Source organism: Microbacterium sp. BE35 (assembly GCF_031457705.1).
Lineage (GTDB): Bacteria > Actinomycetota > Actinomycetes > Actinomycetales > Microbacteriaceae > Microbacterium > Microbacterium trichothecenolyticum.
Window position 1 is genome coordinate 730,932 of the sequence record NZ_JAVDXD010000001.1, and the last position, 14,354, is coordinate 745,285.

The window sequence follows — 14,354 nt, forward strand, 5'->3', positions numbered from 1 at the left end:
GCTCGTACGCCTGGGTGACGCAGTGATGCGCCGGCCGAGATGACAGGCGAGGGCCCGGAATCCACCGATCCCGGGCCTTCGGCGTGCGGGGTCAGCCCACGGATGCCGACGGCATGGTGTGCGCGTCGAGCGACGAGAAGTAGTCGAGGGACCGCCGCGACGTGCTCGCCATGGTGCGCATGCCGTGGCCGCCCGGCGCGCCACCGGCCTCGGTGAGAGCGCGGGCGATACCCGCGGCCGCCACGGTCAGCAGCTCGATCGCCGGCTGAGGCGGGGTGCCGTCGCTCGCCACCACGACGCCCAGTGCGGCGTGGACCACGCCGTGGTGATCCATCACCGGCACCGCGATCCCGCGCGACTCCCGGTGGATGTGCCCCTCGGTGACCGCGAACCCGTCGGCGCGGACCCTCCGAAGCCTCGCCCGCAGCGCTTCGGCGTCGCGGATCGTCGCCGGAGTGTACGCCGGCCATCCGGCCGCGATGACGTCCTCCACGACGCCGGGAGACGAATGCGCGAGCAGGACGAGCCCGCTCGAGCTCACCGGCAGCGGCACGCGGCCGCCGATCACCGTGGCGTTGACGACGGCATCGCGGGTCGAGAGCCGCTCGATGAAGAGCACATCGCGTCCGCTGAGCACGCCGAGCTGAGTGTGCTGGCGCACGCAGGAGTGCACGGCTTCGAGCCACGGCCGCGCCAGCTCCCGCAGACCGAGGGCGCCGGGCGTGCGCGAGGCGAACTCCCACAGCCGGAGGCCGAGCCGGTACGAACGGTCCGGCATCCGCTCGAGCAGACCCTCGCGCTCGAGCTCGGCGACCAGGCGATGGGTGGTCGACACGGCCAGCCCGGTCGCGTCGACGATCTCGGTGAGCGTCAGTAGGGGACGAAGAACGTCGAAGGCCTGCAGCACCCGCAGGTGCTTGTGCAGGACCGACTCGCCGTCCGAGCCGCGTGCCACGTCGGCACCTCCTTCCCTTTCGGCGACGGATGCCTCCGCCCCCGGTCGCGGGCTAGACCGCTGCCGCGGTGCGCCACCCGCCGTGATACTCCTGGCGGGCGGTCACGGCGTACGGCACCGGGCTCACGACGGCGCGCACGGCGAGCTGCTCGTGCGGCTCGACGGTGGTCTTGCGCGAACCGCCGTCGGGCTCGCCCCACACCACGCGCACCTCCGCGCCGATCGGCACATCGCGGTCGACGGTCGCAAGCGACAGGCCCCGCTTCTCGTTCGCGGTGACGCCGGTGAACAGGGACAGGCCGACCGTGTCGCCGTCGGCGTCGATCACGGCGTCATAGTTCGACGAGCCGTAGTTCGCGTTCGGCAGATCGAAGAACTGGTACCCGGGACCCTCTCGGTCGATCACGCTCGTGAGCAGCTTGCTCAGGTCCTCGTCGTTCCACGCGAGGGTGACCTTCTTGCGCTGCGTCTCGGGGTCGACCCGCTCCAGCGCGTCGCGGCCGATGAAGTCGTGGTCGAACTTCACGAACGAGCCGTAGCCGAGGTCCCAGGGATTGAGGTAGTAGTCCTCGATGTTCTGCGACACGAACGACCCTGCGAGGGCGTTGATGGCCTCGTAGCTGCTCGCGGGCAGCCACTCGCGGTAGCGGCGCTCGATGTCTCCGCCGGTGTAGATCGCCGGCAGCGGCGAGGGGATCCAGCCGGACTCGAGCGTGTTCGACGAGTACGCGCGCGAGCCGCACGGCTCGAGGCCGAACTCGCGGCCCGCCTCGAGCACGGCGTCGCGGATGCGACCGTGCTCTGAGTACGGTCCCCAGATTTCGAGGCCCGGGGCTCCCGCCATACCGTGGCGGAGCGTGCGCACCTGCTGCCCCGCGATCTCGAGCTCGCCCATGTGGAAGAACCGCACCTGCTCGACCTCGTGCCCGGCGAGCTTCTCGATGATGGGCCACGCGTTCGGGCCCTGGATCTGGAAGCGGTAGAACTCGCGTGTGACGGCCTCGCCGTAGGGGCGCGACGGCGAACGGTCGTCGTAGCGCGTCTCGACGTCGTAGTCCCCGGTCTCGGCGTGGAACTGCAGCCAGTTGGCGCCGGGCGCTCGGCCGACGTAGACATACTCGTGCTCCGAGAGGTGGAACAGGATGCCATCGCCGACGACGCCGCCGGTCGACGAGGTCGGCACGAACTGCTTCGCCGTGTTCACCGGGAAGTTCGAGAAGGAGTTGACGCCGGTGTCGGAGAGCAGCGTGAGCGCGTCGGGACCGGTCATGAAGAAGTTCACCATGTGGTGGGTCTGGTCGTAGAGCACGGCGGTCTCGCGCCACGCCTTCTGCTCGCGCCGCCAGTTGGTGAACTCGGCCGGCACCACCGGGTAGATGTACGTGCCCAGCTGAGAGTTGCGGAGCAGGTCGACGACGCTCCCCCGCTCGGCGGTGTATTCATCCAGCAGTTGTTGAAGGTTGCTCGCCATGCCTGTCTCGACTTCCTCGTCCAGTGGTTCGTGCCGGTGACCTGACCGCGATGCTACGTCGGGGCTATACCTACGTCCAGAGGTATTTGGTCGCCACAATTGTAGACAATTTGTTGACCATTTCGCCACGGGTATGGTTCGCTGGCCCCATGACAGACACCGCCGCCGACACGCTCCTCGTCGTCAGCGCCCACGCCGGCGACTTCGTGTGGCGGGCGGGCGGCGCGATCGCCGCCGCAGCCCTCCGAGGGGAGCGAGCAGTGGTCGCGTGCCTGTCGTACGGCGAGCGCGGCGAGTCGGCCAGTCAGTGGCTCGACGGCAAGTCGCTGGATGAGATCAAGCGCATCCGGCGCGACGAGGCCGAGGCCGCAGCATCCGCACTCGGAGCAGAGATCGAGTTCCTCGACCTCGGTGACTACCCGCTGGTCGAGTCGCGGGACGCCGTCTCGCGGCTCGTGGACCTGTACCGGCGGGTGCAGCCCACCGTCGTGCTCACGCACACCCTGCGCGACCCCTACAACGGCGACCACCCGGCGGCGGCGCGCATGGCGCTCGAGGCCCGCGTGCTCGCGCAGGCGATCGGCGTCGCGAACTCCGACGGCAGCTACCCCGGAAAGGCCGACATCATCGGCGCCCCTCCGGTCTTCTTCTTCGAGCCGCACCAGCCCGAGCAGTGCGACTTCACGCCCGACGTGCTCCTCGACATCACCGAGGCGTTCGGACGCAAGCGCGCCGCGATGGAGTGCCTGCCCGCCCAGAAGCACATGTGGTCGTACTACACCGACCTCGCGGTCCGCCGCGGCGTGCAGCTCAAGCGCAACGCGGGCCCGAACCTGGGCCTTCACCACGAGACCATGGGCGAGGCCTACATGCGTCACTTCCCGCAGGTCACCTCGGTGCTGTCGTGAGCGGGGTGCGTCCGTGATGAAGCCCGTCATCGTCACCGACATCGCGAGGACGGATGCTGCGACCGCCCGCGCGCTCGGATCCCACGGCGTCGCGACGGTGCACGAGGCGATGGGCCGCACGGGACTCGCGGGTCCCGGCATCCGTCCTATCCAGGACGACGTGCGCATCGCCGGAACCGCCGTCACGGTGCTGAGCCACCCCGGCGACAACCTCATGATCCACGCGGCCGTCGAGCAGTGCACCGAAGGCGACGTGCTCGTGGTGACCACGACGTCGCCGTCGCTGGACGGCGCGTTCGGCGAGCTGTTCGCCACGGCCCTGCAGGCGCGCGGGGTGCGTGGACTGGTCACGACGACGGGAGTCAGGGATGTCGCGGAACTGCGCGAGATGGGCTTCCCGGTGTGGTCCGCGGCCGTGTTCGCGCAGGGGACCGTGAAGGCGACGCCCGGCTCGGTGAACGTGCCGGTGGTGGTCGCGGGTGTGACAGTTCGCCCCGGCGACGTGATCGTCGCGGACGACGACGGCGTGCTGTGCGTCCCCCGGCGGGACGCGGACCACGCCCTCGCCGCGGCCGACGCGCGCATCGCGAAGGAGGAGGCCGACCGTTCCGCGTACCGCGGCGGCGAGCTCAGCCTCGACCGCAAGGGACTGCGTCCCCTCCTCGCCGAGCTCGGCATCGAGTACGTCACGCAGGCCGAATACGAGGCGCGCGACCATGAGCGCGCCTGACCTCGTGCGCGACGGCGTCCGCTGCATGCTGATGCGAGGGGGCACGTCGAAGGGCGCGTACTTCCTCGCGGCGGACCTGCCGTCCGACCCGGCCGAGCGCGACGACCTGCTGCTGCGGATCATGGGCTCGCCCGACCCCCGCCAGAGCGACGGCATCGGCGGCGCGCACCCGCTCACCAGCAAGGTCGCGGTCGTGTCGCCGTCGAGCGCCGAGGACGTCGACGTCGACTACCTGTTTTTGCAGGTCGGCGTCGACACGGCGACGGTGGCCGACGCGCAGACCTGCGGCAACCTGCTCGCCGGCATCGGCCCCTTCGCCGTGGAGCGCGGCCTCGTCGCGGCGACGGGCGCGCGCACGACCGTGCGCATCCGGCTCCTCAACACCGGGGACACCGCGACCGCCGTCTTCACCACGGCCGACGGTCGCCCCGACTACGACGGCGACGCCGCCATCGACGGCGTCCCGGGCACGGCATCCGCCATCGAGCTCGAAGTCGGGGGCGGCGACGACAAGCCCCTCCTCCCCACCGGCAACCCCGCCGACGAGCTGGACGGCGTCACGGCGACCCTCATCGACAACGGCATGCCGGTCGTGCTCCTGCGCGCCGACGACCTCGGCCTCGACGGCTCCGAGTCGCCCGCGACCCTCGAGGCCGATGCCGACCTCGAGGGTCGCATCGAGCACCTGCGGCTCGTCGCGGGTCCGCTCATGGGCCTCGGCGACGTCGCGGCGCAGACGGTGCCGAAGGTGATCCTGCTCTCACCGCCGCGGGCGGGCGGAGCGATCTCGACCCGCGCCTTCATCCCGGCGCGCGTGCACACGGCGATCGGCGTGCTGATGGCAGCATCCGTCGCCGCGGCCCTCCGGATCCCCGGCGCTGTGGGGCACGATATCGCGGGCCCCCTCGGCGAGGAGGAGACCGCCATCGAGCACCCGAGCGGCACCTTCCCGTCGCGCGTGCGCATCACGCAGGACGACGCCGGCACCTGGCGTGCGACCTCCTTCTCGCTGCGCACGGCCCGCAAGCTCTTCGACGGCACGGTCTTTCCGAGACCGCGCCGGTGATTCCCGTCAGAGAGGACGCCCCATGACCGCCGACACGTCGTTCGACGTGGCCCACCTCGCCCACGTCGAGCTGCTGACGCCCACCCCCGCCGAGAGCCGCTGGTTCTTCGAAGACCTGCTGGCGATGCGGGTCGTCGCCGAGGAGGGCGACTCCGTCTACCTGCGCACGTGGGACGAGTATCAGCTGTACACGATCAAGCTGACGGCATCGGATGCCGCGGGCGTGGGTCGCACGTCGTTCCGCGCGTCGTCGCCGCAGGCGCTGGAGCGGCGCGTCGCCGCGATCGAGGCGGCCGGGCTCGGCGTCGGGTGGACCGACGGCGACGTGGGCTGCGGGCCGACGTACGAGTTCACCGACCCCGACGGTCACGCGATGGGGATCTTCTACGAGGCCGAGCGGTACGAGGCGGGCGACGACGACCGTCCGGCGCTGAAGAACCAGGCCTCGCGGTTCCCGGGCCGCGGCGTCAACGCCCGCCGACTCGACCACATCAACTACCTCGCGAAGGACGTCGAGGCGAACGGCGCGTTCCTGCGGGACGCCCTCGGCATGCGCGAGTCCGAGCGCATCCGGCTCGACAACGGCCGCTTCGCGGCGTGGTGGTTCCACTTCTCACTGAAATCGTACGACGTCGTCTACTCCGACGACTGGACCAAGCACGGCAACCGCCTGCACCACATCGCGTTCGCACCCGACACGCGGGAAGACATCCTCAAGGCCGCCGACATCTTCCTCGAGAACGGCATCCACATCGAGTCAGGGCCTCACAAGCACGCGATCAACCAGACGTTCTTCCTCTACGTCTGGGAGCCCGGCGGCAACCGCATCGAGTTCGCCAACGCGGGCGCCCGCCTGCTGCTGGACCCCGATCAGCCCGTCGTGGAGTGGACCGAGGCCGAGCGCCGAAAGGGCCAGGCCTGGGGCATGAAGACGATCGAGACCTTCCACACCCACGGGACCCCCGTGGTCGAGACACCCGGGCACTGAGCCCACCGTCGCACCGTCGCGAGAGGTTCTTCCCGGGTTTGGGGCGCAGATTCTCCGTTGGGGCGGAGTACCTGCGCCCCAACGGACGGATTACGCCCCGAACCTCCCACAGAGGCGGGGCCGGGCCGGGACGGGCCGGATCAGCGCCAGACGTCGGCGGCGATGTCGACGACCTCGCGCACCTTGGCCCACTGCTCGTCCTCGGTGAGGACGTTGCCCTCCTCGGTCGAGGCGAACCCGCACTGCGGGCTCAGGGCGAGCTGCTCGAGCGGGGCGAACACGGCCGCCTCGTCGATGCGGTGCTTCACCGCATCGACGTTCTCCAGCTCGCCGCTCTTGGACGTGATGAGCCCGAGCACGACCTTCTTGTCGCCCTCCGGAAGGAACCGCAGCGGCTCGAAGCCGCCGGCGCGCTCGCTGTCGTACTCGAGGAAGTAGCCGTCGTACGCGGTGTTGCCGAGGAGCTGCTCGGCGACCGGCTCGTACCCGCCCGACGAGATCCACGTCGAGCGGAAGTTGCCGCGGCAGACGTGCGTCGTGACGACCAGGTCGTCCGGCTTGCCGTCGAGGATGCGATTCAGGATGCCCGCGTAACGCTCGGCGATGCCGTCGGTCTCGATGCCGCGCTCGCGCGCCTTCTCGAGCTCGACCTCGGAGCACAGGTACGCCCACGCGGTGTCGTCGAACTGGAGGTAGCGGGCACCGGCGTCGTAGAACGCGGCGACCGCGTCGCGGTACGCCTGGACGAGGTCGTCGACGATGTCGTCGCGGCCGTCGTACCCCGACCCGGAGAGGTGACCGGGCTCGAGACGGAAGTCGAGCACGGTGGGCGCCGGGATGCTGAACTTCGGCACCGCGCCGGTGGTGCGCTCGAGCAGGCTCTTGAGCGAGCGGAAGTGGTCGAGGAACGGGTGCGTGTCGCTGAAGCCGATCCTGCCCGAGATCTCGATGCCGCGCGGCTTCGTCTGCACGCCCTGGAACTGGATGCCGTGGTCGAGCTCGACGATCTCCACACCGTCGAGCAGCCCGAAGAAGTCGAAGTGCCACCACGAGCGGCGGAACTCGCCGTCCGTCGCGAGCTTCAGACCGGCGTCGGACTCACGCACGACGAGCTCGGCGATCGCCGTCTCTTCCGCGACGCGCAGCGCGTCGGCGTCGATCTGGCCGGACGCGAACCGGCGACGGGCCTCGGCGAGCTCAGCGGGACGGAGGAAGCTGCCGACGATGTCGGCGCGGAACGGCGGTGTTGACACCCTCGCGAGCGTAGCCGATCCCTCCCGGCATAGGTACTCGCTCGTCACCCGGCGTCATCCCCCTCCGCCGCGCGACCGCACCGCGCCGCGTGAGACGACACTCGGCGGACGGACACCGACGGCGAGACACGCCGGTCTAGAACACGTACTCCATGAGGTCGGTGCCGAGGATGCGGAACGCCTCGTGCGCGCGCAGGCGGTGCGAGATCGACAGGTCGTCGAAGCACACGATGAGCGCGTACGACACGCCGGCGCGCGGGCCCGCCAGCACACCCGCTTCGACACGGATGCCGGCATCCCGGCCGGTCTTGTTGATGAAGAGCAGCCCGTGCTCGTCGTTCTCGTGCGAGAACGGGTCGAGTCCGGTGGCGGATGCGACGAGCGACAGGTCGTGGTTGAGGCTCAGCCACTCCGCCACCTGGGCGCTCACGCTCGGCGAGACGACCTGCGAGTTCACCAGCGCCGCGAACACCTCGGCGAGCTCGCGCGCGGAGCCGAGAGCGAAGTGCGGTGCGTCGTCGGGGCCGCGCTCGTCGCGGAAGCGGTCGAGCAGTGCCGATCGGGCGAGCCCGAGATCCTCGATGCGAGCGCGCACCGCCGGCAGGCCGACCCGCTTCAGCAGCGCATTCGCCGCAAGCGCGTCGCCCGTCGATGCGGTGAGCACCGCGAGGTCGATGAGAGGAAGGGCGGGCGCCTTGAGATGCTGCCACACACCCCCGACCCCGACAGGCTCGATGTGCGCGCGGTCGATGATCTCGAGCGGCTCGAGGCGCCCCGACTCGAACGCGGCCGCGACCTCGATGAGCAGCGGCACGACGCCGAGCCCGGCGACGGGCAGGGTCACGAAGTCGTCGCCCGACAGGACGGACGTGCCGCGGTCGAGGTCGGTGATGCGCACCGAGATCTTGGCCCCGGATGCGGCGAGATCGTCGAGCGCCTTCAGCGTCGACGTGAACGATCGACGACCGGCCGCTGCCCTCTTCGGCAGCCGCCGACCGGTGCTCCGTCGCGCCCCCCGCAGCGACTCGGCATCCTTTCTGGGCTCCATGCCCACGGAGTTTCCCTCCCCTTGACGTTGTTGCGGGGCGATCGGGCCGCACGCGGCCCGGCCGTCACCAGATGGTGACGCGCTGATCCTCGTCGAGCCAGAGAGCATCCGACTCGGTCACACCGAACGCATCGTAGAACGCGTCGATGTTGCGCACGATCTGGTTGCACCGGAACTCGTTGGGCGAGTGCGGGTCGATCGTGAGCAGACGGATGGTCTCAGCATCCCGTCCCTTCTGCTGCCAGACCTGTCCCCAGCTCAGCAGCAGTCGCTGGATACCCGTGAAGCCGTCGAGCTCCGGGGCTTCGGCATCGCCCAGCGACAGGGCGTAGGCCTTGATCGCGATGCCGAGTCCGCCCAGGTCGCCGATGTTCTCGCCGATGGTGAGCGCGCCGTTGACGTGGTGCTCGTCGGCGAGCCCCCGCGGCACGAGGGCGTCGTACTGGGCGATGAGGTTCTTGGTGCGCTCCTCGAACGCGGCGCGGTCGTCGTCGGTCCACCAGTCGCGCAGCGACCCGTCGCCGTCGAAGCGGCTGCCCTGGTCGTCGAAGCCGTGGCCGATCTCGTGGCCGATGACCGCGCCGATGCCGCCGTAGTTGGCGGCTGCGTCGCGCTCGACGTCGAAGAACGGGTACTGCAGGATCGCCGCCGGGAACACGATCTCGTTCATCAGCGGGTTGTAGTACGCGTTGACGGTCTGCGGCGTCATGAACCACTCGTCGCGGTCGATGGGCTGGCCGACCTTGGCGAGCTGGCGGTCGTGCTCCCACACGTGGGCACGGCGGACGTTGCCGATGAGGTCATCGCTCGCGATCTCGAGGGTGGAGTAGTCCTTCCACTTCACCGGGTACCCGATCTTCGGGGTGAACGCGTCGAGCTTCGCGAGCGCCCGCTCCCGGGTCTCGGGGCTCATCCACTCGAGCTCCGCGATCGACTGCCGGTAGGCCTCGATGAGGTTGGCGACCAGCTCGTCCATCGCCTCCTTGGCGGCGGGCGGGAAGTGACGCTCGACGTAGACGCGGCCGATGGCCTCGCCCATGGCGGCCTCGCTGAGGCTGACGCCGCGCTTCCAGCGCTCGCGGTTCACCGGGACGCCGGTGAGCTGCGTGCCGTAAAACCCGAAGTTCTCGGCGACGAACTCCTCCGACAGGAACGGGGCGGCCGAGTGCACGACCGCGAACCGCAGCCACGCCTTCCAGTCCTCGAGTCGGTCCTCCACGAGCAGGACGCCGAGGCCCTCGAAGAAGCTCGGCTGGTAGACGTTGATCTCGGCGAACGCGTCGGCATGGCCGGGGGCCGCGCCCTCGCGCCACGGGGTCAGATCGACGCCGACGAGCTCCTGGACCTCGTCCCACGTCTTGAGGTTGTAGGTCTTCACCGCGTCGCGGCTCGAGACGTTGTCCCAGTGGTGGGTGGCGAGCTCCGTCTCTATCGCGACGATGCGATCTGCGGATGCCTCGGCATCGGCCACGCCCGCGAGCTCGAGGATGCGCTGCACGTGGGTGCGGAACGCGATGCGCGTCTCCTGGAAGTTGTCGAGGCGGTAGTAGCTCTCATCCGGCAGCGACAGGCCGCCCTGGATGAAGAACGGCACGTAGCGCTCGGGATTGCCCGGGTCGGGCTCGAAGTAGAGGTGGATGAGGGCGGCGATGCCGTCGCGCTCGAACTCGCCGATCGTGCGGAGGAACCCGGGGATGTCGGCGACCGCCTCGACCCGCTCCAGCGACTCGGCGAGAGGGGTCGCGCCCTGCGCCTCGATGCGCTCGGTGTCCATGAAGCTCGTGTAGAGGTCGCCGATCTTGCGCGCCTCGGTGCCGGGCTCGGCCTGCTGCGACTCCTCGACGATCGCGTGCACGTCCTTCTCGGCCTGCTCCGCGATGAGGTGGAACGAGCCCCACCGCGCCTTGTCCTCCGGGATCTCGGTCCGCTCGAGCCAGCTGCCGTTGACGTGGCGGAACAGATCGTCCTGGGGGCGGATCTCGGCGCTGAGTTCCTCGAGCGCGAGACCGGAGCGGGGGGCATCGGTCATGCGTTCCAGGGTAGTCGCCCGAAGCCTGGACAACTCTCGGGAGCGGCCGGATCGCCGCTCGTGACGACATTGTGATGAAGCCTGCTCGCTCCTCAGTTGAGGGCTGTTGCCGAGTTGCGGATGCAACGGCGAGGATCGGCCCGCATCCCGGCTCTCGTCCTCAATTGAGGATTGACGGATGCTGCGCCCCGGCGTCGGCGGCGCCTCATAGGCTCGCAGGGTGACGACCGACACCCTGAACCGCGACATCCTGCGGCTCGCGGTGCCGGCGCTCGGCGCCCTGATCGCCGAGCCGCTGTTCCTCATCGTCGACTCGGCGCTCGTCGGCCATCTCGGCGTCGAGCCGCTCGCCGGGCTCGGCATCGCGTCGGCCGTGCTGCAGACGATCGTCGGGCTCATGGTGTTCCTGGCCTACTCGACGACGCCCGCCGTCGCGCGCCGGTTCGGCGCGGGCGACCCGTCTCGTGCGGTGTCGGTCGGCATCGACGGCATCTGGCTCGCGCTCGGCCTCGGGGCGGTGCTCGCGCTCGTCGGCTACGTCGCGACACCACTGCTCGTCGGCCTGTTCGGCGCGACGCCGGAGGTCGCCCAGCAGGCCGAGATCTACCTCGGCATCTCGATGTGGGGCCTTCCCGCGATGCTCGTGGTCTTCGCCGCGACCGGCCTCCTGCGCGGAATGCAGGACACCGTGACGCCGCTGTGGATCGCCGGACTCGGCTTCGCCGCCAACGCCCTGCTCAACGGGCTCTTCATCTACGGCTTCGGGTGGGGCATCGCGGGTTCCGCGATCGGCACCGTCGTCGCGCAGTGGGGCATGGTCGCCGCGTACGCGGTCGTCGTCGGACGGCTCGCGCGGAGGCACGAGGCATCCATCCGCCCCCAGCGCGAGGGCGTGCGGGGCTCGGCGCGATCCGGGGGCTGGCTGTTCCTGCGCACAGTGTCGCTGCGGTTCGCGCTGCTGGCGACGGTGGCCGTCGCGACCGGGCTCGGCACGGTGGAGCTCGCCGGCTGGCAGGTCGCCTTCACGATCTTCTCGACGGCCGCCTTCGCGCTCGATGCGCTCGCGATCGCCGCGCAGGCGCTCATCGGCAAGGGCCTCGGTGCCGAGGACACGCCTCTCGTACGCCGCGTGCTCGGCCGCACCGTCGCGTGGGGCGCCTGGTTCGGCGTCATCACCGGCGCGATCATCGGGGCGCTCTCGGGCGTCATCGGGCTGGCCTTCACCGGCGACGCTGGCATCGCCACCCTCGTCCAGCCCGCGCTCATCGTGCTCGCGATCGCACAGCCGGTGTGCGGCGTGGTGTTCGTGCTCGACGGCGTGCTCATCGGCGCCGGCGACGCGAAGTACCTCGCGATCGTCGGGGTGCTGAACCTCGTGCCCTTCGTCCCCGCGCTCGCGCTGGTCGCGTGGCTGCATCCCGTCGGGGCGGCCGGGCTCGCGTGGCTCGCCGTCGCGTTCTTCGGCGTCTACATGCTCGCCCGGCTCGCCACCCTCGGCTGGCGCGTGCGCGGCTCGGCCTGGCTGTCCGTCGAGGCGTGACGACGGGTTCCGCGCACCGAGGTATCACGCCCGCCGCCGGCCGCTCCTGAGTCACATGGCGTCCATCCGCGGCCGCCGGAAGGAGCCTCCCGTGTCCGGCACCGGAACATTCGGATTCACCGTCCACCCCCGTGCGCGCCTGCGCGAAGACCTCGCGCGCGCGTGGCGGCCGCTGGGGCTGGTGCCCGAGTCCGTCTACGACGCCGCACTGCGGCGTCTGCCGCTGCCGCCGGTCACGATGGCCGGCGTGCAGATCGGCGGTGAGCGCGTCGGCCACATCGTTCTGGTGCCCTTCGGCGCACGCCACCTGCTGTCCGACATCGAGGGCGGCCGGCGGCGCGTGAGCCGCGCGGTCGACCGTGCCGCCGCACTCGGCGCGGACGTCGTGGGGCTCGGCGCACTCACGGCGACGGTGACGGCCGGCGGAGCCACCCTGCGCGGACGCTCCGACATCGGGGTGACGAACGGCAACGCGTTCACGGCGGCGATCGTCGAGGACCAGATCCGGATGCTGCTCCCCCACGTCTCGGCGCGCGCCACACGTGCGCACATCGCGATCGTGGGCGCCAGCGGCAGCGTGGGCACCGCGGTCACGAAGCTGCTCGCCCGCGACCCCGCGGAGGCACGCCTGACGCTGATCGCCCGCACCGCACCGCGCCTGGAGGCGCTCGCGGCGTCGGTCGCCGGCGACGTCGACGTGACGGTCGCGCTCTCGATCGATGCGGTGCGCGACGCCGACCTGGTCGTGCTGCTCACCGCGTCGGCCGACACGATTCTCGGACCGGACCACCTCGCACCCGGGGCGGTCGTGCTCGACGCGACCCAGCCCCGCAACACCTCGCCCGCCCTCGCCACCGCGCGGCCCGACGTGCTCGTCGTCGACGGCGGGATCGTCTCGATCCCCAGCCTCCGGCTCTCTGGTGGTGAGATCGGCCTGCCCGACGGCCGCTCGTACGCCTGCTTCGCCGAGACGGCGATCCTCGCTCTCACCGGCCACCGCGGCCACTTCTCGATCGGCAACCCCACGCTCGACCAGATCGACCACATCCGCGATCTGGCCGTCGAACTCGCACACCTGGGCTTCCGCGCAGCCGCGCCGACGAGCTTCGGCGCACCGGTCGTGCTCGAGCGGCGCGCGACGGTGATCGCATGACCCGCGTGGTGCTGCTGGGCGGGGGCTACGTCACCCTCCGCGCCTACGCGACCCTCGCGCGCCGTGCCGGGCGGCGACTGCGGCGAGGCGACCTCGAGATCGTGGTCATCTCGGCCGACACCGCGCACCGCTTCCACGGCTTCACCGGCGAACTGCTGGCAGGGATGATCGGCCGCGACCGCGTGGCCACGCCGCTGGCCGAGGCGATGCCGCTCGCGCACATCATCGAGGGCCGCGCGGTGCACATCGACGCCGCGCGCCGGTCGGTGTCGTACCGACGCCCCGACGACGCTGACGTCGAGACCGTGGTCTACGACCACCTCGTCGTCGGCACCGGAGCGAGAGAGCCGGTCGCCGAGGTCCCCGGGCTCGCCGAGCACGGCTACGCCCTGCGGGGCCCGGACGAGATCGCCGAACTCGCGGACCACCTCGCGGGTGTCCCCGCATCGCCGGTCGTCGTCGCCGGCGGCGGGATCGCGGGCGTCGAGCTGGCGGCGGCCATCGCCGACCGGGGACATCCCGTCACCCTCGTGCACTCCGGCGATCGCCTCGTCGGCGAATGGTCGGATCAGCCACGACTGGCGGCACGCGCCGCGCAGGAACTCGAACGACTCGGGGTGCGGGTGGTGACGGGCGTTCGGCTCACCGAGGTCACGGCGACCGCGGCGCGGTTCTCCGACGGCTCGTCGCTCGCGACGGCGACGGTCGTCGCCACGACCGGCCAGCGTCCCGTGCGCATCCCCGGGCTCGACCCCTGGCGCGACGAACGCGGTCGCCTGCGCACGCAGCCGACGCTCGCGGTCCGGTACGGCGTGTGGGCGGCCGGCGACGGCGCGCGGGTCGCGCATCCCGTCACGGGCGAGCCCGTGCCCGCCAACGCTCTGTGGGCGATGAAGGGCGGCGACCACATCGGCCGCGCGATCGCACGGCGGCTGCGCGGACGGCCGGCGGGGCGCTTCGCCTACCGCGGGCTCGGGCGCGCGGCCTCGTTCGGCTTCGGTCGCGGCGTCTCGGAGCTGTACGGGGTGCCGTTCACCGGGACGGTCGCGTGGATCCTGCGGCTCGGGTTCTTCCTGCGCTTCATGCCATCGCGTTCGCGGGCAGCGGGCGTCGTGGCGGACCTCACGCGCTACGCCTTCACGCCGCGTCGGCGCGTCGCGACGAGCGCGTCTCAGCCCGTGCCCGGACTGACGACGGCTCCCGCCTGACCTCG

12 protein-coding genes are annotated in these 14,354 nt (G+C 71.0%); 7 read left to right on the forward strand and 5 right to left on the reverse strand.

From position 1 onward, the window contains the following. Positions 1–91 precede the first annotated feature (91 nt). Positions 92–955, reverse strand: coding sequence for an IclR family transcriptional regulator (locus J2Y46_RS03165; protein WP_310240167.1), 864 nt, complete (start codon positions 953–955; stop codon positions 92–94). A gap of 52 nt (positions 956–1,007) precedes the next feature. Next, positions 1,008–2,426 carry an aminomethyl transferase family protein gene (locus J2Y46_RS03170; RefSeq protein WP_310240168.1) on the reverse strand — a complete coding sequence of 473 codons (1,419 nt, stop codon included), beginning with the start codon at positions 2,424–2,426 and terminating at the stop codon, positions 1,008–1,010. Between the two features lie 149 nt (positions 2,427–2,575). Between J2Y46_RS03170 and J2Y46_RS03175 the strand changes: the two genes are divergently transcribed. The 4 genes from J2Y46_RS03175 to J2Y46_RS03190 are packed head-to-tail and all read left to right on the forward strand — an operon-like array spanning position 2,576 to position 6,118. Continuing rightward, positions 2,576–3,334 (forward strand): PIG-L deacetylase family protein, encoded by a 759-nt coding sequence (locus J2Y46_RS03175; RefSeq protein WP_045299255.1) that lies wholly within the window; start codon positions 2,576–2,578, stop codon positions 3,332–3,334. Between the two features lie 16 nt (positions 3,335–3,350). Next, positions 3,351–4,064 (forward strand): 4-carboxy-4-hydroxy-2-oxoadipate aldolase/oxaloacetate decarboxylase, encoded by a 714-nt coding sequence (locus J2Y46_RS03180; protein WP_045299257.1) that lies wholly within the window; start codon positions 3,351–3,353, stop codon positions 4,062–4,064. Further along, entirely contained in the window at positions 4,051–5,130 is a 1,080-nt protein-coding gene (locus J2Y46_RS03185) for a 4-oxalomesaconate tautomerase (RefSeq protein ID WP_310240169.1), read from the forward strand. The genes J2Y46_RS03180 and J2Y46_RS03185 overlap by 14 nt, the downstream gene beginning before the upstream one ends. Before the next feature lie 22 nt (positions 5,131–5,152). Continuing rightward, a complete protein-coding gene (locus J2Y46_RS03190; protein ID WP_310240170.1) occupies positions 5,153–6,118 on the forward strand; it encodes a VOC family protein in 966 nt (321 codons plus the stop codon). Positions 6,119–6,258: 140 nt separating this feature from the next. On the opposite strand, the gene J2Y46_RS03195 is transcribed toward J2Y46_RS03190, so the two are convergent. The 3 genes from J2Y46_RS03195 to J2Y46_RS03205 all read right to left on the reverse strand — a co-directional run bounded on the left by J2Y46_RS03195 (position 6,259) and on the right by J2Y46_RS03205 (position 10,448). Next, entirely contained in the window at positions 6,259–7,371 is a 1,113-nt protein-coding gene (locus tag J2Y46_RS03195) for a 5-methyltetrahydropteroyltriglutamate--homocysteine S-methyltransferase (RefSeq protein WP_045299263.1), read from the reverse strand. 136 nt (positions 7,372–7,507) lie between these two features. After that, positions 7,508–8,419, reverse strand: coding sequence for a serine hydrolase (locus J2Y46_RS03200; RefSeq protein WP_045299264.1), 912 nt, complete (start codon positions 8,417–8,419; stop codon positions 7,508–7,510). Positions 8,420–8,483: 64 nt separating this feature from the next. Then, positions 8,484–10,448 carry a M13-type metalloendopeptidase gene (locus J2Y46_RS03205; protein ID WP_310240173.1) on the reverse strand — a complete coding sequence of 655 codons (1,965 nt, stop codon included), beginning with the start codon at positions 10,446–10,448 and terminating at the stop codon, positions 8,484–8,486. A 220-nt stretch (positions 10,449–10,668) separates the two neighbouring features. On the opposite strand from J2Y46_RS03205, the gene J2Y46_RS03210 reads away from it, so the two are divergent. The 3 genes from J2Y46_RS03210 (at position 10,669) to J2Y46_RS03220 (ending at position 14,349) form a co-directional block, all read left to right on the forward strand. Continuing rightward, positions 10,669–11,988: an MATE family efflux transporter gene (locus J2Y46_RS03210; RefSeq protein WP_045299266.1), complete on the forward strand. Its 1,320-nt coding sequence runs from the start codon at positions 10,669–10,671 to the stop codon at positions 11,986–11,988. 91 nt (positions 11,989–12,079) lie between these two features. Then, positions 12,080–13,141 carry a semialdehyde dehydrogenase gene (locus J2Y46_RS03215; protein ID WP_310240175.1) on the forward strand — a complete coding sequence of 354 codons (1,062 nt, stop codon included), beginning with the start codon at positions 12,080–12,082 and terminating at the stop codon, positions 13,139–13,141. Next, positions 13,138–14,349: an FAD-dependent oxidoreductase gene (locus J2Y46_RS03220; protein ID WP_310240177.1), complete on the forward strand. Its 1,212-nt coding sequence runs from the start codon at positions 13,138–13,140 to the stop codon at positions 14,347–14,349. Before J2Y46_RS03215 ends, J2Y46_RS03220 begins: the two co-directional genes overlap by 4 nt. The last annotated feature ends 5 nt before the right edge of the window (positions 14,350–14,354 follow it).

Coding starts and splice junctions, on each gene's coding strand:
- J2Y46_RS03190 (WP_310240170.1), top strand. CDS start 5,153: ATGACCGCCGACACGTCGTTCGACGTGGCCCACCTCGCCCACGTCGAG.
- J2Y46_RS03180 (WP_045299257.1), top strand. CDS start 3,351: ATGAAGCCCGTCATCGTCACCGACATCGCGAGGACGGATGCTGCGACC.
- J2Y46_RS03205 (WP_310240173.1), bottom strand. CDS start 10,448: ATGACCGATGCCCCCCGCTCCGGTCTCGCGCTCGAGGAACTCAGCGCC.
- J2Y46_RS03170 (WP_310240168.1), bottom strand. CDS start 2,426: ATGGCGAGCAACCTTCAACAACTGCTGGATGAATACACCGCCGAGCGG.
- J2Y46_RS03220 (WP_310240177.1), top strand. CDS start 13,138: ATGACCCGCGTGGTGCTGCTGGGCGGGGGCTACGTCACCCTCCGCGCC.
- J2Y46_RS03200 (WP_045299264.1), bottom strand. CDS start 8,419: ATGGAGCCCAGAAAGGATGCCGAGTCGCTGCGGGGGGCGCGACGGAGC.
- J2Y46_RS03185 (WP_310240169.1), top strand. CDS start 4,051: ATGAGCGCGCCTGACCTCGTGCGCGACGGCGTCCGCTGCATGCTGATG.
- J2Y46_RS03175 (WP_045299255.1), top strand. CDS start 2,576: ATGACAGACACCGCCGCCGACACGCTCCTCGTCGTCAGCGCCCACGCC.